17 protein-coding genes and 2 tRNA genes are annotated in these 19,140 nt (G+C 69.0%); 10 read left to right on the forward strand and 9 right to left on the reverse strand.

The window, feature by feature from the left end; all coding sequences use genetic code 11:
- The first annotated feature begins 54 nt into the window (after positions 1-54).
- Complete coding sequence (locus NOCYR_RS05550; protein WP_014349377.1) at positions 55-2,868, forward strand: DEAD/DEAH box helicase; 2,814 nt, start codon at positions 55-57, stop codon at positions 2,866-2,868.
- Positions 2,865-3,635 (forward strand): hypothetical protein, encoded by a 771-nt coding sequence (locus NOCYR_RS05555; RefSeq protein WP_014349378.1) that lies wholly within the window; start codon positions 2,865-2,867, stop codon positions 3,633-3,635. The genes NOCYR_RS05550 and NOCYR_RS05555 overlap by 4 nt, the downstream gene beginning before the upstream one ends.
- Before the next feature lies 1 nt (position 3,636).
- Here NOCYR_RS05555 and NOCYR_RS05560 read toward each other — a convergent pair whose 3' ends face one another.
- Positions 3,637-4,713 (reverse strand): amidohydrolase family protein, encoded by a 1,077-nt coding sequence (locus NOCYR_RS05560; protein WP_014349379.1) that lies wholly within the window; start codon positions 4,711-4,713, stop codon positions 3,637-3,639.
- 109 nt (positions 4,714-4,822) lie between these two features.
- On the opposite strand from NOCYR_RS05560, the gene NOCYR_RS05565 reads away from it, so the two are divergent.
- Positions 4,823-5,977, forward strand: a complete 1,155-nt coding sequence (locus NOCYR_RS05565; RefSeq protein ID WP_148280537.1) for a DUF2157 domain-containing protein — start codon at positions 4,823-4,825, stop codon at positions 5,975-5,977.
- Between the two features lie 13 nt (positions 5,978-5,990).
- Here NOCYR_RS05565 and NOCYR_RS05570 read toward each other — a convergent pair whose 3' ends face one another.
- Positions 5,991-6,626, reverse strand: a complete 636-nt coding sequence (locus NOCYR_RS05570; RefSeq protein WP_048832905.1) for a TetR/AcrR family transcriptional regulator — start codon at positions 6,624-6,626, stop codon at positions 5,991-5,993.
- 108 nt (positions 6,627-6,734) lie between these two features.
- Here NOCYR_RS05570 and NOCYR_RS05575 point away from each other — a divergent pair, with 108 nt between their 5' ends.
- From NOCYR_RS05575 to NOCYR_RS05600, 6 genes are all read left to right on the forward strand, one after another.
- Positions 6,735-7,136 carry a Dabb family protein gene (locus NOCYR_RS05575; protein WP_014349382.1) on the forward strand — a complete coding sequence of 134 codons (402 nt, stop codon included), beginning with the start codon at positions 6,735-6,737 and terminating at the stop codon, positions 7,134-7,136.
- A gap of 124 nt (positions 7,137-7,260) precedes the next feature.
- Positions 7,261-8,763 (forward strand): CoA-acylating methylmalonate-semialdehyde dehydrogenase, encoded by a 1,503-nt coding sequence (locus NOCYR_RS05580; protein WP_014349383.1) that lies wholly within the window; start codon positions 7,261-7,263, stop codon positions 8,761-8,763.
- Positions 8,764-8,767: 4 nt separating this feature from the next.
- Entirely contained in the window at positions 8,768-9,925 is a 1,158-nt protein-coding gene (locus tag NOCYR_RS05585; protein WP_014349384.1) for an acyl-CoA dehydrogenase family protein, read from the forward strand.
- On the forward strand, positions 9,922-11,013 hold the full coding sequence (locus tag NOCYR_RS05590; RefSeq protein ID WP_014349385.1) for an enoyl-CoA hydratase/isomerase family protein: 1,092 nt from the start codon (positions 9,922-9,924) through the stop codon (positions 11,011-11,013). Before NOCYR_RS05585 ends, NOCYR_RS05590 begins: the two co-directional genes overlap by 4 nt.
- Positions 11,010-11,921 (forward strand): 3-hydroxyisobutyrate dehydrogenase, encoded by a 912-nt coding sequence (mmsB, locus tag NOCYR_RS05595; protein WP_269147612.1) that lies wholly within the window; start codon positions 11,010-11,012, stop codon positions 11,919-11,921. Before NOCYR_RS05590 ends, mmsB begins: the two co-directional genes overlap by 4 nt.
- On the forward strand, positions 11,918-12,694 hold the full coding sequence (locus tag NOCYR_RS05600; protein WP_014349387.1) for an enoyl-CoA hydratase: 777 nt from the start codon (positions 11,918-11,920) through the stop codon (positions 12,692-12,694). The genes mmsB and NOCYR_RS05600 overlap by 4 nt, the downstream gene beginning before the upstream one ends.
- A gap of 16 nt (positions 12,695-12,710) precedes the next feature.
- Here NOCYR_RS05600 and NOCYR_RS05605 read toward each other — a convergent pair whose 3' ends face one another.
- Positions 12,711-13,763, reverse strand: a complete 1,053-nt coding sequence (locus NOCYR_RS05605; protein ID WP_048833935.1) for an Hsp70 family protein — start codon at positions 13,761-13,763, stop codon at positions 12,711-12,713.
- A gap of 169 nt (positions 13,764-13,932) precedes the next feature.
- Positions 13,933-14,481 (reverse strand): MarR family winged helix-turn-helix transcriptional regulator, encoded by a 549-nt coding sequence (locus tag NOCYR_RS05610; RefSeq protein ID WP_014349389.1) that lies wholly within the window; start codon positions 14,479-14,481, stop codon positions 13,933-13,935.
- Positions 14,482-14,599: 118 nt separating this feature from the next.
- Between NOCYR_RS05610 and NOCYR_RS05615 the strand changes: the two genes are divergently transcribed.
- Positions 14,600-14,674, forward strand: a tRNA-Cys gene (locus NOCYR_RS05615).
- A 65-nt stretch (positions 14,675-14,739) separates the two neighbouring features.
- Here NOCYR_RS05615 and NOCYR_RS05620 read toward each other — a convergent pair.
- From NOCYR_RS05620 to NOCYR_RS05640, 5 genes are all read right to left on the reverse strand, one after another.
- On the reverse strand, positions 14,740-16,161 hold the full coding sequence (locus tag NOCYR_RS05620; RefSeq protein ID WP_014349390.1) for a metallophosphoesterase: 1,422 nt from the start codon (positions 16,159-16,161) through the stop codon (positions 14,740-14,742).
- A 13-nt stretch (positions 16,162-16,174) separates the two neighbouring features.
- Positions 16,175-16,837 (reverse strand): hypothetical protein, encoded by a 663-nt coding sequence (locus tag NOCYR_RS30015; RefSeq protein WP_014349391.1) that lies wholly within the window; start codon positions 16,835-16,837, stop codon positions 16,175-16,177.
- Positions 16,838-17,082: 245 nt separating this feature from the next.
- Positions 17,083-17,155, reverse strand: a tRNA-Arg gene (locus tag NOCYR_RS05630).
- Between the two features lie 86 nt (positions 17,156-17,241).
- On the reverse strand, positions 17,242-18,069 hold the full coding sequence (locus tag NOCYR_RS05635) for a DUF305 domain-containing protein (protein ID WP_014349392.1): 828 nt from the start codon (positions 18,067-18,069) through the stop codon (positions 17,242-17,244).
- Positions 18,070-19,026, reverse strand: a complete 957-nt coding sequence (locus NOCYR_RS05640; protein ID WP_014349393.1) for a DUF3105 domain-containing protein — start codon at positions 19,024-19,026, stop codon at positions 18,070-18,072.
- Positions 19,027-19,140: the final 114 nt, after the last annotated feature.

The following is a 19,140-nucleotide window of genomic DNA, read 5'->3' on the forward strand; positions in this document are numbered from 1 at the left end:
CGGCCGGCGCGACCGCGGCGCCGCGGTGTCGGTGCCGGGTGCTTTGATGAGGCCATGCTGCACGGTCTGTGGTCGCCGGGATCCGGGCTGCTGCTGTGGCGCCCGCCCGGCCACGGCGCGGGCCCCGATGCCGGCGCCGCGAAGGCCGTGCCCGGCTTGCTGGGCGATGTCGTGCGCACCGCGAAATTCCGGCATCGCGCGCAGGTGCTGCTCGCCGGCGACGGCGGATTCCGCACCGAACGGGTGCCCGCGCACGCCCTGGCGCCCGATGCCGCCGCGGCGGCCCTGCGGCAACGCCTGCCCGCTACGGCCGTGGCGGGTGATCTGCGGTTTCTCGCTCATGTCGCCCTGGGCATCGAGCGCTGGGTGCGGGCCGGGCGGGTGGTGCCGGAGCTGCGTCGCGACGATGGGCAATGGTGGGCGCGCTGGCGGCTGGTCGGCGGAGCGGGGCAGCGGGCCTGGCTGGCCGAACTCGCGTCCGCGATGCCCGCGGCACTCCGCGTGGCCGGTGAGCCGGCCGCCGTGCTCGACGACATGGTCACCGAACTCACCGATCCCCTTGTCCGCGAACTGATTCCGCCGCACGACTGCCCGCATCCGCTGGCGCACGGGCTCACCGCCGACGTCCCGGTGGAGGCGGGCAGTCATCAGGCCGCGCAGATGCTGGACCGCTGGCGCCAGAGCCTCGCCGCCGACGAACCCGAACTGGTGCTGCGGCTGCTCGAACCCGACGCCGATGACACCGACGAGGTGGCACTGTGGCGGCTCGAGGTCTGCCTGCGCGTCGACGGTCAGGCGCCCACTCCTGTTCCGCTGCACGGTGATCCGCAGTTGGTGCGGGCCGCGGTGGAACGGCTGGGCGAAGCGCAGCGCGCCTATCCGCGGTTGCGCGATCTGCCCGGCGATCCGCGCACCATGGACCTGCTGCTGCCCACCGAAGTGGTGGTCGATCTGGTCGCGCACGGTGTGCACGCGTTGCAGGAGGCCGGCATCCGGCTGCTGTTGCCGCGAGCCTGGACGGTCAGCACCCCGACCATGCGGCTGCAGGTGAACAGCGCGGTGCCCGCGGCCGAGAGCACCGTCGGGCTGCCCGGGCTGGTGTCCTACCGCTGGGAACTCGCCCTCGGCGACACCGTGCTCAGCCGCGACGAGATGCAGCGGCTGATCCACGCGAAATCGGATCTGGTGCAGTTGCGCGGGGAGTGGGTGCAGGCCGACCACAAGGTGCTGTCGGCCGCCGCGAAGTACGTCGCGCTGCATACCGAGGACGCCGAGGTCACCCTGGCCGACATGATCGGCGAGATCGCCGCGACCCGCGTCGACCAGGTGCCGGTCACCGAGGTCAGCGCCACCGGCTGGGCCGCCGAACTGTTCGACCCGTCGGCCGCAGGCGAACCGGTGCCCGCGCCGATCGGGTTGAAGGCGCAGCTGCGGCCGTATCAGGAGCGCGGCCTGTCCTGGCTGGCGGCGATGAGCCGGATGGGTCTCGGCGCGATCCTCGCCGACGATATGGGTCTCGGCAAGACGATCCAGGTCTTGGCGCTGCTGCTGCACGAACGCGCCGGCGAGCGGCCGGTCGGCCCGACGCTGCTGGTGTGCCCGATGTCGGTGGTCGGCAACTGGCAGCGCGAAGCCGAGCGATTCGCCCCCGACCTGCGCGTGCTCGTCCATCACGGCGCCGGGCGCGCCAAGGGCGAGCAGCTGTGGTCCGCCATCGCCGACGCCGATCTGGTGCTCACCACCTATGCCCTGATGGCCCGCGATATCGCGGATCTGGCCGCCCGCGACTGGGAACGGGTGGTGCTCGATGAGGCTCAGCACATCAAGAACTCGGGCACCAGGCAGGCACGGGCCGCCCGCGCGCTGCCGGCCAGGCACCGGCTGGCGCTGACCGGAACACCGGTGGAGAACCGGCTCGAGGAGCTGCGCTCGATCCTGGATTTCACCATGCCGAAACTGCTCGGCAGCGCGCAGACCTTCCGAGCCCGATTCGCCGTGCCGATCGAACGCGAACGCGACGAGAACGCCATCACCCGGCTGCGCACCATCACCGCGCCGTTCGTGCTGCGCCGGGTGAAGACCGATCCGAGCGTGATCTCCGATCTGCCCGACAAACTGGAGATGACGGTGCGCGCCAACCTGACTATCGAGCAGGCCGCGCTCTACCAGGCCGTCGTCGACGACATGCTGAACAAACTCCGCGACGCCAAGGGCATGGCCCGCAAGGGGGCGGTGCTCGGCGCGCTGACCAGGCTCAAACAGGTCTGCAACCATCCCGCGCACTACCTCGGTGACGGCTCGCCGGTGCTGCGCCGGGGCGGGCACCGTTCCGGCAAGCTGGCCTTGGTGGAGGACGTGCTGGACGCGGTGCTCGCCGACGGTGAGAAGGCGCTGCTGTTCACCCAGTTCCGGGAGTTCGGCGACCTGATCGCGCCGTATCTGGCCGAACGATTCGGCACCAGGATTCCGTTCCTGCACGGTGGGGTCGCCAAAGAGCGCCGCGACACCATGGTGGCCGAATTCCAGGCCCCCGACGGTCCGCCGCTGATGATGTTGTCGCTCAAGGCCGGTGGCACCGGCCTCAACCTGACCGCCGCCAATCATGTCGTGCACCTGGACCGTTGGTGGAACCCGGCGGTGGAGAACCAGGCCACCGACCGCGCCTACCGGATCGGCCAGCAGCGTGCGGTCCAGGTGCGCAAGCTGGTATGCGTCGACACCATCGAAGAACGCATCGACGAAATGATCAGCGGCAAACGGCAACTGGCCGATCTCGCGGTCGGTTCCGGGGAGAACTGGATCACCGAGTTGAGCACCGACGAGCTGCGCGAGCTGTTCACCCTCGGCGCGGAGGCGGTGGGCGAATGAGCCCGCGCGTCGATTATCGCGAGTTCGGGCCGCGCCGGCCGGTGTCCGGGGGTGTCGAAGCCCGCAGCAGGCGTGGAGCTTTCGCGCGCACCGCGTGGGGCAGGGCGTTCATCGAGGCGGTCGAGCGGATGGCCGAACCGGGGCGGCTCGCACGCGGGCGCAGCTATGCGCGCTCCGGCCAGGTGGTGAGCTATCGGATCGAGCGCGGCGCAGTCGTCGGCGAGGTGCAGGGCAGTCAGCCGCGCCCGTTCACTGCCACCTGTACGGTTCGGCCACTGCGCGCCGAGGAGGTCGAACTGCTGGTCGAGCAGATCCGCTCGGCGCCGGGCATGCTTGCCCAGATCGCCTCCGGCGCGCTGCCGGCAGCGCTGTCACCGCATCTGCTCCCGGAGACCGCGGCGGACCTGGATTTCGGCTGCACCTGCCCCGATCCGGGCTGGCCGTGCAAACATGTCGCGGCGCTGTGCTACCTGCTCGCCGAACGGCTCGATGAGTATCCACGCGATCTGCTCACGCTGCGCGGACTGTCGCTGGACACCCTCGTCGGCGGGGTCGAACGCGGCGGCGGGCCCGGCGGTGACACCGATCCCTACGGCGAAGAGCTTGAGCTGCCCGCCCTGCCGACACCTCAATTCCAGTCCGCACCAGACGATCTGGATCCGACCCTGCTGCGCCGTGCGCTGCGCATGCTGGCCGAAGACGAGACCATCGCGGCCAGCGGTCTGCGCACGCTGACCGCGTGGTACGACGAGCTGCGCCGGGCCTGACTCAGGATTCGTCGATGCGGTAGACGCGCTGGGCATTCGCACGGAACACCTGGTCCAGGCAGTCCGTGTCGCCGACGTGATCGGTGAGCACCGCCGCCACCGCCTGCGCGCTGCCGGCAATGGTGGTGATCGGCTTGTCCACCGGGAAATTGGAGCCCCACACCAGCCGTTCGACCCCGAAACAGTCCACCGCGTGCCGCAGCATCGGGCCGATCCGCTCGATCAGCTCGGGGACCGGCGTCGCGCTGCCGCGCGGCGGCACCGGATGCCCGAGAATCGGCATCATCAGACCGCTGACCTTGGCCACCACATTCGGCTGGGCCGCCACGGCCGCGATGTCGTCACGCCAGCGCACGAACAGCTCGCGCCGGTGACCGGGGTTGTAACCGGTGTGCTTGCCGACCGCGCCGAAGATCCCCGCCGGGGTGCCGAGATGATTCAGCACGATGGTGACCTCAGGATATCGGGCCGCCAGCGCGGCGACATCGGGCAGCTGATGCGAATACACCCATGCTTCGAACGACAACTCCCGCCGCGCGAGTTCGGCGAACCCTTCGAGGAAGGCGTTCGCGGTGAGATCGCCCGGGGTGTTGGTGAACGAACGCACGTCCGGGTCTGGATGATGGGCGACCATGGTGCGGATGCCACGCAGCAGCGATGAGGCCGAGGCATGCGCATCCATCAGTTCGGCGAAGCCCGGCGCGGCCGGATCGGCACTGGCGATGATCGCGCCCAGGCGCGGGGTGTCGATGCCGAACGGCAGGCTCGCCACCCAGCGGGTCTCATCCGCCTTGGCCAGCGGGCCGGCGCCGGTCCATTCGACCTCGATATGGGCGATGGTGCGGACCTTCAGCCCGGCGGTGTCGTTGCGGTAGTTCGCGGGCAGATACGGATGCATATACGGCGTCGGATCGCCGACGAACTCGCGGTCGCGGCGCGGCGCCACCTTCATCGCGACCCCGATCGGCACCGGCAGATACCGGAACAGCCGGGCCAGGCCGCTGAAATCCCGCGGCGTCGACAGCGGATCCCACTGGTGGATATGCGCGTCGATGATGGGAATGTCGGTGAGATCCATGATGTCCGTCCCGTCCGCCGTTCACCCGGTCCGGGCGATTGTCACACGCGAGCCGCGCCCGCATCCGGAGTACCGCCGAAACCGCGGGCGGGTCGGAGATACTGGCCGCGTGGTCGACGACAACAGTGGGGCATCGGGGGCGTTTCCCGATGCCGGCGCGGCCCCCGGTCCCGGCGCGGCGGGTCCCGGCGCGAGCTACGACCCTGGCGCGGGCACCGGGCCCGGCAGTAGCGCATCCGGGCCGGCTGATCTCGGCGCAGCGACCTTGCGCGGTCGGGGTACACGGCGTCAGGCCGCGGCCCTGCGCGATCTGGTCGATACTGGTGTGCTGACCGAGGACCAGCGGGACGCGGTCCTCGCGGCGCTGGCCGAACCGGACGCGCGCCCGTCGCGAGCGAAGGTGCTCGCCGAAATCGCGGCCTACACCGGCGCCGGTTTGCTGCTCGCGGGGATCTCGCTGGTACTGGCCGCCTCCTGGGAAGACCTGGCGCGAACCGGCCGCGTCGTCGTTCTGGCGCTGATCACCGTGGTGGTGGCGATGATCGGGGTGGCTGTCGCAGGTGGTCCGGCGGGCCTGTTCCCGTCGACCCGTGGCCGGGGCCGGACAGGCGACCGCATCCGGATACCCGCGTCCCGCACCCGGCTCGCCGCGGTGCTGTTCGCGCTCACCGCCGCCCTGGTCGCCGGCACCGTCGGCACCGCGATCGAGGACGGCAACACCGATTCGGCGTGGGTCTATGCCTGCATCACGGGCCTGATCGCGGCGGTGATCGGCTATCTGGCGCTGCCGTCGCTGCTCGGGATCCTCGTCTGCGCGGTGCTCAGCGCCGCCGTCGTCTCCGGTGTGATCACCGATTTCGCCGGTCTGCGCGAGGGCTGGCCCGGGTTCGGCATCCTGCTGCTCGGCCTCGGCTGGGCCCTGCTCACCCGATTCGGTGCCTTCGAGGAACGCTGGGCCGGCTATCTGGTCGCGGTACTGTTCGCCATCTACGGCGCCCAGTCCAGCGGCGACTACGAGTCCATGGTGCTGGCCTACTGGCTCACCGCCCTGGTCGCCCTGCTCTGCTTCACCGGCTACCTGACCGACCGCTCCTGGGTCCTCGTCCTCGGCGGCGCCGTCGCCCTCGCCCTCGCCGCGGCCGAGGCGGTCTGGGACTGGACCGACGGCTCCGTCGGCGCCGCGGGCGCAGTGCTGATCCTCGGCGCGCTGGTGCTCGGCGCCGGCGGCTATTTGCTCACCCGCGCCGGGCACTCATCCGGATAGAGCCACGCAGCGGCTACCCGTCCTCGGGTGCATAGGCCCGCAGGAAGGTCTCGACCGCCGCGTCCGCGATATCGCGCAGAGTGGGGTCCGGGACTGCCTGGGTACCGAGTCTGCTGTGCCGTTCGAGCGGCCCGGTGAGCAGGGCGAGTAGCTGCTCGGCCGCGCGTTCCGGATCGGCGTGGCGCAGCCGGCCGTCGAGCATGTACCGGGCCAGCCGGTCGGCCAGTGCCTCGGCCAATTGCTGTGGCACCCGCTCCAGGATCTCGTCGGCCAGTTCGGGAAACGAGACGAGCTGCGCGTGGGTCAGTCGATGTAGTGCCGTGGCTCGGGCTCCCGCGCATACCGTGACCAGGCGATATGCTGCGTCGCCGAGCGCGGGGCCGGGTTGCGAACGCGAGTCGCGTAACGGTTCCAGCGCGGCCGAGCACTCTGCCGCGACCGTATCCGCCGCGGCGCGCATCGCCTCCCGCAGCAAAGTCGGCTTATCGGTGAGGTGGTTGTACACGGTCGGCTTGGCCACCCCGGCCTCGTCCGCGATTTCCTGCACGCACGCCTGGTCGTAGCCGCGGCGGGCGAAGACCTCGAAAGCCACGTCGAGGATCGCCTGGCGTTTGTCGATGCGTCCGCGACTGGTCGTAGCTGGAGTCACGAGGCGAGCTTATCGGCACATCGACCTGACTTGAACTTGCGGGTTCATTTGTTTGACTGTACTAGTTGGTGCTGTCTTTTGAACCAGCAAGTTCAATCTGGAGGACTCATGATCGTGCACCTACTGCGCTTCGCATTCCGCGACGACGTCACCGAGCAGCAGAAAGACCTGGTGCTGGCGACGATGCGACGCACCGCGTCGGTGAATTCGGTCGAATTCGCCTGCGTCGGACAGGATCTCGGTGATCCGTCAGCGGGCTTCACACATTCGTACTGCGTCGGCCTCGCCGATCTGGCCGCGCTCGAGCGCTACATGCACGATCCGGTGCACCTGGCCGGAGATCCGGTGATCATCCCGTATCTGGCGAAGGTGGCCATCGGCCCGGATCTGTCCGATGATCCCGATCCGGAGCTCAACGCTCGGATCATGGCGTTGCATCAGCGCAAGGTTCAGATGTATCCCGAGTGGGATCGGCTCATGTCGACGATTCCGGAGGTGCGCATCGGCTGACTCTGGTGCAACGAAGTGGGTGGGTGTACCATTTTGCTTGGACGTCCAACTATTGGACGACCGTAAACCTGCGCATGCGCCGCATGCTGCCGCTGTTCAACACCACCCTGAGGACAGGATTCGCATGGTTCGTGAACTCACCCACTTCATCGGCGGACAGCAGGTCCCCGGCACCTCCGGCCGCTTCGGTGATGTGTTCGATCCCAATGTCGGGCAGGTGCAGGCCAGGGTTCCGCTGGCGAGCACCTCCGAGGTGCAGGCGGCGATCGCCAACGCTGCCGCCGCGCAGCCGGAATGGGCCGCGTTCAACCCGCAGAAGCGGGCGCGCGTGCTGATGAAATTCCTGACGCTGGTGCAGGACGAGATGGACTCGCTGGCGGCGCTGTTGTCGAGCGAGCACGGCAAGACCCTCGCCGACGCCAAGGGCGATATCCAGCGCGGGCTCGAGGTCATCGAGTTCTCGACCGGCATCCCGCACCTGCTCAAGGGCGAGTACACCGAGAGCGCGGGCACCGGCATCGACGTCTACTCGATGCGGCAGCCGCTCGGCGTGGTCGCCGGCATCACTCCGTTCAACTTCCCGGCCATGATCCCGCTGTGGAAGGCCGGACCGGCGCTGGCCTGCGGTAATGCCTTCGTGCTCAAGCCGTCCGAGCGTGACCCCTCGGTCCCGCTGCGGCTGGCCGAGTTGTTCCTCGAGGCCGGGCTGCCCGCCGGCGTGTTCAATGTCGTCAACGGCGACAAGGAAGCCGTCGACGCGATCCTGCACGACCCGCGCATCCAGGCCGTCGGCTTCGTCGGCTCCACTCCGATCGCGCAGTACATCTACGAGACCGCCACCGCCAACGGCAAGCGCGCCCAGTGCTTCGGCGGCGCCAAGAACCACGCCATCGTGATGCCCGACGCCGACCTCGACGACGTCGCCGATCAGCTCATCGGCGCCGGTTACGGTTCGGCCGGCGAGCGCTGCATGGCCATCTCGGTGGCCGTGCCGGTGGGGGAGGAGACCGCCGACCGGCTGGTCGCCAAGCTCACCGAGCGGGTGCACAAGCTCAATGTCGGCCGCTCCGACGATCCCGGCGTCGACTTCGGCCCGTTGGTCGGCAGCGACGGCGTGGACCGGGTGAAGAACTACATCCAGATCGGCGTCGACGAGGGCGCCGAACTGGTGGTGGACGGGCGCAACCTCACCGTCGACGGCGCCGAGGACGGCTATTTCGTCGGCGCGACCCTGTTCGACAAGGTCACTCCCGAGATGCGCATCTACACCGAGGAGATCTTCGGTCCGGTGCTCAGCGTGGTGCGCGCGCACGATTACGAAGAGGGTCTGCGTCTGGCCAGCGAGCACGAATTCGGCAACGGCGTCGCCATCTTCACCCGTGACGGCGACACCGCGCGCGATTTCGCGGCCCGCGTCCAGGTCGGCATGGTCGGCATCAACGTCCCGATCCCGGTGCCCATCGCTTACCACACCTTCGGTGGCTGGAAGCGGTCCGGTTTCGGCGATCTGAACCAGCACGGCCCGGATTCCATCCGCTTCTACACCAAGACCAAGACCGTCACCCAGCGCTGGCCGAAGGGTCTGAAGGAGAACGCGGACCACTTCGTCATCCCGACGATGGACTGAGGCGATGTTCACCCTGAACGACGACGAACGCGCGATTCGCGAGACCGCACGCGATTTCGCCGACGAATTCCTGGCCCCGCACGCGCTCGAATGGGACGAGCACATGCACTTCCCGATCGAGGTGCTGCGTAAATCCGGTTCGGTCGGCCTCGGCGGCATCTATGTCGCCGAGGACGTGGGCGGTTCGGCGCTGCGCCGGCTGGACGCGGTGCGCATCTTCGAGGAGCTGGCCACCGGCTGCCCGGCGGTCGCCGCCTATATCTCCATCCACAACATGGCCGCGTGGATGATCGACGCCTACGGTGACGACGCCCAGCGTTTCCGCTGGCTGCCGGGCATGACCTCGATGGAGATCCTCGGCAGTTACGCCCTCACCGAACCGGGTGTCGGCTCGGACGCGGCGGCGTTGACCACCAAGGCGGTCCGTGACGGCGACGACTACATCCTCAACGGCGCCAAGCAGTTCATCTCCGGTGCCGGCGCCAACGACGTGTACGTGATGATGGTGCGCACCGGAGACGAAGGGCCGCGCGGCATTTCGGCGCTCATCGTGCCCGCCGACACTCCCGGTCTCACCGTCGGCCCGAACGAGAAGAAGATGGGCTGGAAGGCGCAGCCGACCCGGCAGGTGATCCTCACCGACGCCCGCGTCCCGGTCGCCAACCGGCTCGGCGCCGAGGGCGACGGCTTCCGGATCGCCATGAACGGGCTCAATGGCGGCAGGCTCAATATCGCGGCCTGCTCGATCGGCGGCGCGCAGGCGGCGCTGGACAAGACCGTCCCGTACCTGGCGCAGCGGCAGGCCTTCGGCGCACCGCTGCTGAAGAACCAGGCCTTGCAGTTCGACCTGGCCGATATGCGCACGCAGTTGGAGGCCGCGCGCACCCTGCTGTGGCGGGCGGCCGACGCCCTCGACGCCGATGCCGACGACAAGGTCGAGTTGTGCGCGATGGCCAAGCGTTTCGCCACCGACGCCGGATTCGAGGTCGCCAACAAGGCCCTGCAACTGCACGGCGGCTACGGTTACCTCGCCGAGTACGGTCTGGAGAAAATCGTCCGGGATCTGCGGGTACATCAGATCCTCGAGGGCACCAACGAAATCATGCGGGTGGTCGTCGCCCGGTCGATGACCTCGGCCGCCCGCGGGGCAGGAGCAGCATGAGTGAACCCGAAGTCCTGATCGAGACCCGCGACGGGCTCGGCGTCATCACGCTGAACCGGCCCAAGGCGATCAACGCGCTCAATCACCCGATGGTGCGCACCATCACCGACGCGCTGCGCGCCTGGGCCGAGGACCCGCAGATCCGCACCGTGGTGCTCACCGGTGCGGGCGAGCGCGGCCTGTGCGCGGGCGGCGATATCGTCGCCATCCACGACGACGCCAAGCGCGCCCAGCAGGATCCGGACGCCTCGGCCACCGGCGCGGAATCCGCCTCGGGCCAGTTCTGGCGCGACGAGTACATCCTCAACGCGCTGATCGGGCGCTACCCCAAGCCGTATGTGGCGGTGATGGACGGCATCGTCATGGGCGGCGGTGTGGGTTTGTCCGGACATGCCGGGCACCGGATCGTCACCGAGCGGTCCATGATCGGCATGCCCGAGGTCGGTATCGGGTTCGTGCCCGATGTCGGCGGCACCTATCTGCTGGCCCGCACCCCCGGCGAGCTCGGCACCCATGTGGCGCTCACCACCGCCCGGATGCGCGCCGGTGACGCCATCGCCGCCGGTTTCGCCGACTATTACATTCCCTCCGAGCACATTCCGGCGCTGCTGGACACGCTGCGCAGCGAGACCGCCGATATCGCCATCGCCAAATTCGCCACCGCCGCACCGGAATCGGAGCTGCTGGCCCAGCGGTCCTGGATCGACGCCTGCTACAGCGCCGATACGGTCGAAGAGATCGTGGACCGCCTGCGCGCCAACGGCCCCGAGGCACAGGCAGCGGCCACCGAACTGCTGTCGAAATCGCCGGTGTCGCTGAAGGTCACGCTGCGTTCGCTGCGTTCCGCACGGCGCGCGCAGTCGCTGGAGACGGTGCTGAACGAGGAATACCGCGTCTCGATCGCCACGCTCGGATCCCACGACCTGGTCGAGGGCATTCGCGCGCAGGTCATCGACAAGGATCGCAACCCGCAATGGTCGCCGGCCACTCTGGACGCGGTGACCGACGAGCAGGTCGCGACCTATTTCACCGAATTGGGTGGCCACGAACTGGGTTTGACCGCCCCGAGCCCGGAGGGACAGCAGTGAACGAGCCTGCCCGCAAGACGATCGGTTTTCTCGGCCTCGGCCACATGGGTGCGCCGATGGCCGCCAATCTGGTGCGCGCCGGCTACGATGTGCACGCCTTCGACCCGATGCCCGCAGCCCAGGAGACCGCGCGCGAGGCGGGGATCCGGCTGGTCGAATCGGGTGTTGCGGCCGCCGTCGACCGCGACATCGTGATCACCATGCTGACCAACGGCAAACTGGTCCGCGACGTCTACGGCGAGCTGGTGCCGGCCGCGCGGCCGGGCACGCTGTTCATCGACTGCTCCACCATCGACGTCGCCGATGCCAAGGCGGCCGCCGAGATGGCGGTCGCGGCCGGGCATCGCGCCCTGGACGCACCCGTCTCCGGTGGGGTGGCCGGTGCCGCCGCGGGCACGCTGACCTTCATGGTCGGCGGCGCGGAGGCCGATTTCGCCGAGGCGCTGCCGGTGCTGGACGTGATGGGCGGCAAGGTGGTGCACTGCGGCGCGAACGGCGTCGGCCAGGTCGCCAAGATCTGCAACAACATGCTGCTCGGCATCTCCATGATCGGCCTGTCCGAGGCGCTGGTGCTGGGGGAGAAGCTGGGGCTGAGCCATCAGTCGTTCTTCGATGTGGTGTCCAAGGCCTCCGGTCAGAGCTGGGCGCTCACCAGCTACTGCCCGGTTCCGGGCCCGGTACCCAGCAGTCCGGCCAACAACGACTACGAGCCGGGTTTCGCCACCGCGTTGATGAACAAGGACCTCGGTCTGGCCGCGAATGCGCTGCGCACCAACGGTGTCGATGGTCAGCTCGGGCTGCTGGCCGCGCAGATCTACGAGCGGTTCAACCAGTCGGCGGGCGGCAAGGACTTCTCCGCTATCGTCACCGACATCCGTAACCGATCCGAGCAAGAGGGTGCACAGTGAGCGAATTCGAGACCATTCTGCTGGAGCGCAAGGGCCGGGTCGGCCTGATCACGCTGAACCGGCCGAAGGCGCTGAACGCGCTGAACGCGCAGGTCCTCGATGACGTCATCGCCGCACTCGACGAGCTGGAAAACGACAACGAGATCGGTGCCGTCGTCATCACCGGTTCGGAGAAGGCCTTCGCCGCGGGTGCCGACATCAAGGAGATGCAGCCCCAGTCGTACATGGACATGTTCATGAACGACTTCTTCGCGCGCTGGGACCGCCTGGCCAACTTCCGCAAGCCCACCATCGCGGCCGTCGCCGGTTACGCGCTCGGCGGCGGCTGTGAACTGGCGATGATCTGCGACATCCTGATCGCCGCCGACACCGCCAAGTTCGGGCAGCCCGAGATCAAGCTGGGCGTCATCCCCGGCATCGGCGGCTCGCAGCGGCTGACCCGCGCCATCGGCAAGGCCAAGGCCATGGATCTGGTGCTCACCGGACGCAATATGGATGTCGAGGAGGCTGAACGCGCCGGGCTGGTCTCGCGGATCGTGCCCGCCGCCGAACTGCTCGACACCGCGCTCGAGGTGGCCGACACCATCGCCTCGATGTCGCTGCCGGTGGCCATGATCGCCAAGGAAGCGGTGAACCGGTCCTTCGAAACCACTCTGGCCGAGGGCCTGCGGTTCGAACGCCGGGTCTTCCACTCGCTGTTCGCCATCGAAGATCAGAAGGAAGGCATGTCCGCCTTCGTGGAGAAGCGGCAGGCGAAGTTCACCAACCGCTGAGTCGCGCGGGCGGCGTTCAGCGTTCGGAGCTGGACGGAATGCCCGCGATCTCCGTCGGCGCGGTACCCCCGCCGGGGTGCCGCGCCGATTCGCCGTTCACGGTCAGCAGTCCCGCGATGGTGGCGCCCAGCCCGGCCGTCACCGCCAGCGCCGCGACCAGTTTGCGACGACCGACCGGGCCGCCGGCCAGGCTCGCCGACAGCGCGCGGTGACGTAGTCGCGGCACCTTGATCTCGGCCGCGCGGCGTTCGGCCGCCAGCAGCACCGCACCGCGCGCCGAGACGTATTCGGGTTCGGGGTCGTAGACGATCGGCATCCCGACCAGCGCCTCGAGTTCGTCCCGGATGGTCGGGTTGCGGGTACAACCACCCAGCAGCACCAGCGCGTCCGGCCGCACCCCGGTCTCCTCGCTGAGCTGGCGGACGAACGAGGCCGAATGATGGATGCCGGCCGCGCACAATTCGGCCAGATCGCTGCGGGTGACCACCGCCCGTTCGTCGGTGCCCGGATCCATCGCGGTCACCACCCGCGCACTGCTGAGCGCCTCGCGATGCTTGCGGATGGTCGGCTTGTCGGTGAGCACACCGCCGCGGGCCAGCTGCCAGCGCAGCAGGGCGTCGTAGCCGTCACCGCCGAGCACGGTGCTGCGCCGGGAGGCCAGTACGGCGTCGGTGCGGCAGTCGATATGGGTGATGGTGAGCCCGGAACTGCCCAGGTCGTAGAGGATCGCGGTGCCCGCGTCGGGCAGTGCGCCGGTGAAGCGCAGGTAGCGCAGCTGGGCCAGCGGCTCGTCGACGACGGTGAGTTCGTGACCGCCCGCCGCGGTCCGGATGCTGTCGGCGTGCAGTGAGCACCGGCAGGTCACTGCGATCCGGGTGATCAGCTCGTCGCGCCGCGCGGCGGCCATCCGCATCCTGCGGATGGCCTCGAACACCGCCTCTTCGATCCCCGCACCGGCGCGCCGCGGAACCTGGCATCGGTCGATGGGATCCAGATGGGGTTGGTCGGAGTGGGTGAGCACAGCGCGCGCACCACAGGCACCCGCCGACACCCCGAGGACCAGCACCATGCGGTCCATGGTGGACCACCGGCGCGGCCTTGCCAAGGCGAACGGGCGCGAAATTCGCTACTTGGATGCCGGAACGTTACCCAGCGGACGTCTCGGAGGAGTAATGGACGGTACGGTTTTCGTCGTTTGTGCTACTTGGGCGATTCGCGCGGTTTGTCGTTGTGCGGGTTCACGAATCGGTGGCGTTCCAGCGGGCCGGTTCGTCGCCGGTGTCGAAGTCGCCCGCGGTGTGCCGGAATTCCGCCAGGATCTGCAGCAGGGTGCGCAGCCGGTCGGGCGGCAGCCCGGTACGGGCGAACACCTCGCGATTGAGTCGTTCGGTGGCCTTGGCCACCACTTCTCTTCCCGCGTCGGTGATTTCGATCAGGGTGGCGCGGCGGTCGCTGGGATGCGGTACCCGCACCACCAATCCGGCCGCCTCCAGCCGGTCGACGGTATTGGTGACGCTGGTCGGATGCACCTGCAAGCGGGCGCTGGCCTTGGCCATCGGCAGCGCCCCGGTCTTGCTGAAACTGAGCAGCATGAGCAGCTCGTACCGGGAGAAGGTCAACCCGGTGGGTTTCAACGCCTCGTCCACCCGCGACATCACGATCTGCTGCGCCCGCACCAGCGACGTCACCGCGGCCATGCCGTCGGCCACCGCGCCCCAGCCGTGGCCCACCCATTGCCGGTGGGCCTCCTGGATCGGGTCGAGCGGAAGCGGACGTGACCTGGACATGGACCCGATCATTCCATGTGCCCGCCGCCGGGCCGTCGACCCGCGACCCGCGCCTTGCAATCACGCTGATCGCAACCCTGGGCGCGCCGGTCCCGCCTCGGCACTATCTACAGGTGAGGCGGGCGTGGCTGAGTGGTTCAGGCAACGGTCTGCAAAGCCGTTCACGCGGGTTCGATTCCCGCCGCTCGCTCCAGGCCCGGGTGCGTCGCCCGGCGTCTCGTCCGGTTCCGTCACCGCCGGGCGAGGCGCCGGACGGCGTCAGCGCAGGCCCGAGAAATCACGCGCTACAACGTGATTGCGGTCGGCGAAGGTGCCGAGTGTGTAGTCGGGGAACAGGCCGAAATATTCGCCGCGGGTCATGGTGCTCCAGCGGCGGGCGTGCTCGGTGCGGGTCTTGTAGAAGTTCAGCATGTACCCGCCCTCGTAGATCCGCACCAGGCTGTAGCCGCCCGGATACTCCTTCACCGCCGCCACCTCGAGGAATTCGACCGCGCAGGCCGCGTCCGGGCGGGTGCGCCGGTTGCGGTGGGTATGGCCGCTGTGGTGCAGGAACACTCCCGGCGCGCGCTCGTACAGCGCTTGCAGTTCGGCGCTGTCACGCCGGTTCAGTACGAACCCGGGGCCCGCGGTGTTGGTGAGCCCCGATTCCACGGTGACGGGGTGATGGCCGAACACCAGCGTCGGACGGTCGGGGTCCGCGCGCAGGATCTCGCGCACGTGGTCCAGTTGCGGGCGTTCGATCGTGCCGCCGGAACCGTCGAGTTCGCTGGTCTCGAGGCCGAGCAGGCGCAGTCCGCCGAGATCCTGCTCCACCAGCTGCTGCCGGGGGCCGAATTCCTGTGCCCAGCAATCGAAATGGGTCCCGCTGCCGGGCACCGCCGGGCACGCCCGATAATCGTCGCCGACGTGCGGGCGATCGTGATTGCCGCGCACCGCGAGATAGTCGGCGCCCGCTGTGCCCCATGCGTCGAGGTGCGCCCGCACCCCATGGGTCTCGGCGGGGGTGGCCTCGCTGGTGAGATCTCCGGCCAGCAGCAGCATCCCGGCATCGCGGTCGGGGCGGCGCAGATCGTCGAGCAGCGCCGTCAGCATGACCTCCGGATACGGCGGCAACCCCGGCTCCTGCCGGAAACCGGGCGGCAGATCGCCGACGACGAGCCCGCTGACCTCCTCGCCGTAGTGCACGTCATTGGCCAGCGCCACCGTGCGCAGCAGCCGGCCCGGGGGCGGGACCAGCGTGCTGAATTCGCCCAGCAGCTCGGGACTGTCGGGTAGATGCGTGATCAGATGCGGTGCGGGGACCGCCCGCACACCCTGCGACCAGGCTTCGAATCGGTAGCGCCGGCCCGGCTCCAGGCCGTCGACCTGCGCGTAGTGAAACGGTGTCCGGGTCTGGGCGGCCCACACCGGGACCGGTGCGCGCGGACTGTCGGCGGGAATCAGCCGGACCTCGCCGTCGGTGGCCACCGGCACCAGCCGCCCGGCCGCGTCCGGTGCGCGCGTGGTCCAGGTCAGGATGGCCGACCGATCGGTGACGGTGACGACCTCGAGATCGCCGGCGAGGATCGGATTCGGCTGGGCCGCAACCGAGCCGGGCCACACCGCGCCCATGACGGGCAGCAGTGCGGCCAGGCCGAGGGCGCCCAGAACCCTCCGGCGCGAGGGTCCGCAGCAGCTCACGCGCGGCGGTGGCTCAGTTGTCGTCCGAGCAGATCTTCCACTTGCCGTCTTCCTTGGCAAGGGTTTCGTCGGAGGTGTTCTCCGGTTCGCTGGCGTCCTCACCCGGCATGGTGATGCTGAACTTGCCGGTGACCTTCGCCGTGGCCTTGTCGCCGGTGATGACGACATTGTCGACCTTGTCGATATCGATCGAGAAGGACGCCTTGTCCATCATGTCCTTCTCGCTCTGCGAGGCCTTGTCGAACTCGGCCCGGTCGGCCGCGCACGACAGCTCGGCGGCGGCGATGATGCCGTCGCTTTCCATCGTGTCGTAGAACTCGCGGATCGCGTTCTCGACCTGCTTCTCATCCGAGGCCAGCGGCGTCTTGCCCTGCATGGTCATCACTACGCCGGTGGTGATGCCACCGACCACGACCAGTGCGAGTACCACGAGGCCGATGATCAGGCCGGTCTTCTTCTTCGGCGGCTGCTGGGCCGGGTATCCGCCCGGCTGCTGGAATCCACCCGGCGGCGGGTACTGGCCCGGCTGCTGCCCGTACTGCGGCTGCTGGCCGTACGGCGGGGGCTGCTGCCCGTACGGCTGCTGGCCGTGCGGTGGCTGCTGGCCGTAGGGCGGCTGCTGCCCGTAGGGAGGCTGCTGCCCGTGCGGCGGCTGTCCTGCTGGTGGGTAAGTCATCGTGGTTCGTCCTCCGTTTCCCCCGGGTGTGTCTGGAACAGTACGACACCTGGTAACCGCTGTCCGTGTCCGGCTCGATGAGCCTAGGGACGGATCGGCGGCGGCCCCGCCAGCTCTGGGAAACGCCGACCTCCCCTGTGCACAAGGGTATTCGTGCCCACCGACAGATGCGAGGCCACCCCGGAGGGCGACCACGAGTAAGGCCCCCGACCTGCGCTGTGCTGGTCGGGGGCCTTACTCCGCTGTGCCCTCGGCAGGAATCGAACCTGCGGCCTTCTGCTCCGGAGGCAGACGCTCTATCCCCTGAGCTACGAGGGCGGGGATCGGGCCGGTCGGGGCCGGGAGGGCCGTCCGATCGGGCGGGCAAAGCGTATCGCATCCGTCGGCCGTGTGCCAAAAGCGGTTCAGTTCAGCGGCAGGGGTGCGGCGCCGCGGGCGGCGAGCATTCCCGTCATCAGCTGGGATTCGCCCTGCTGGGTCTGATCCATATTGCCGGCCAGGGTCCGCACGGCCGCGGTCTCGGCGTAGGTGGCCGCGTACTGGATCATCGGCAGCCCGCCCTGGTGGTGGCGCAGCATCAATTGCAGGAACAGCACATCGCCGGCGACACCTTCGGCCTGACGCAGGGCGGACAGCTCCTCGGGGGTCGCCATGCCCGGCATTTCGCGCACGGGGCCCTCGGAGTCATGGCCCGAGCCTGCGCCGTGGCCGCCGGAATGATCGTGGCCGCTGCCGTGCTCGGTCATCCAGCCCATGTAGCCGTCGACGCCGCGCGCGGGTGCACCCCACAGTTGCAGCCAGCCCTGCATCCGCCCGACCTGATTCTGCTGGGTGGTGAGGATGTCGTAGGCCAGCCGGCGCACGTCCTGATCGGTGGACCGGATGAGCGCGACGCCGGCCATCTCCACCGCCTGCGCGTGATGGGCCGACATGTCCTGACTGAACCCGATGTCGACCGCGCTCGGTGACGGCCCGGAATCGCCGTCCAGCGGCTGCCGGGCCAGCACGCCGATGGCGAAACCGAGCACCATCGCCCCGATGACGCCGAGCACCAGCAACGCGGTGCGCTGGCGCCGGAACTGACCGGAGAACCCGGAGTCGCCGCCCCGCTCGTCGTCGGTCCCGGCCTCCGGTTCGCTGCCTCCGGCAACGACGCCGGATTCGTCAGCGGCGACGGATGACCGGTCGGCAGCGTTCTCCTCGGAGTCCTTCGGCAGGTCCGTCGATCCCATCTACTGACCCGCGCCCGGCTGCGCACCCTGTGGAGCGGGCGGAACCGGCGCACCACCGGGCACCGGAGCGCCACCTGGCACCGGCACACCACCCGGCATACCCGGCAGACCACCCGGCAGTCCGGGAACGCCCGGGACGCCCGGCAGCCCACCGGGCATACCGCCGAGCTCGGTCGGGTCCGGCGTGATGCCGCCACCGTCCATCGGCACCGCGTCATCGCCCGGGGGAGTGGGGTCGAACGGCGGCGGGTTCTCGGTGTCGAAGGCGATCGTCGAGCAGTCCGCGCCGACCTCCGGGTAGGCGTAGGAGTTCAGCCGCAGGGCGGTGATGAACTGGCGCACGCGCTTGTCGTCGGGGTTGTCCAGCTTGAGCTGATGACCCCACGATTGCAGCGCGACCGGCGAATCCTGGCCGGGGTAGGGCGACATCATTGTGTACTGCTCGCCCTTGACCTTGCTCGCCAGCGTCTCGATGCCGGCGGCGTCGACCTTGTCCGGGTTGTAGGTGATCCACACCGCGCCGTGCTCGAGCGAGTGCACCGCGTTCTCCACCCGGATCGGCTTGTCGTAGACGATGCCGGTGCACGTGGCCCAGGAGCTGTCGTGCGGTCCGCCGAAGGGCGGGCTCTGGTCGTAGGCCACCCGCTGGTTCGGCTGGATGTGCAGGCCGGCCGGGTAGTCCTTCTTCACCACGCCGTCGATGGCGAGGGAGGGGTCCTGGTTGTCCTCGCTGGGGGTGAACTTCTCCAGTTCGGCCGCCTGCTGGTACTTCGGGACCAGGTTGTAGGCCAGGGCGCCGATCAGCGCGATGATCACGGCGGCCGCTCCGATGGCCAGCCAGGGAATCTGGCGCTGACGTGTACCTTTACCCTTGCCGCTGCCCTTTTTCCGGCCGGGCGCCGCCTTTCCCGCGGCCTTCACGGCCTTGGCCGAAGTGGCGCTGGTCTTGCTCGGCATCGCTGATCGTGCTCTTTCGACGTGGTGGACGGTCGTGTGCGCGGTGCCCGCGTGACCGCGAACACCTGGTGCCCACTCGTGGTGCACACCTGCCCAGACCATAGGATAGAGACT

Source organism: Nocardia cyriacigeorgica GUH-2 (assembly GCF_000284035.1).
In the GTDB taxonomy this organism is placed as follows: Bacteria; Actinomycetota; Actinomycetes; order Mycobacteriales; family Mycobacteriaceae; genus Nocardia; species Nocardia cyriacigeorgica_B.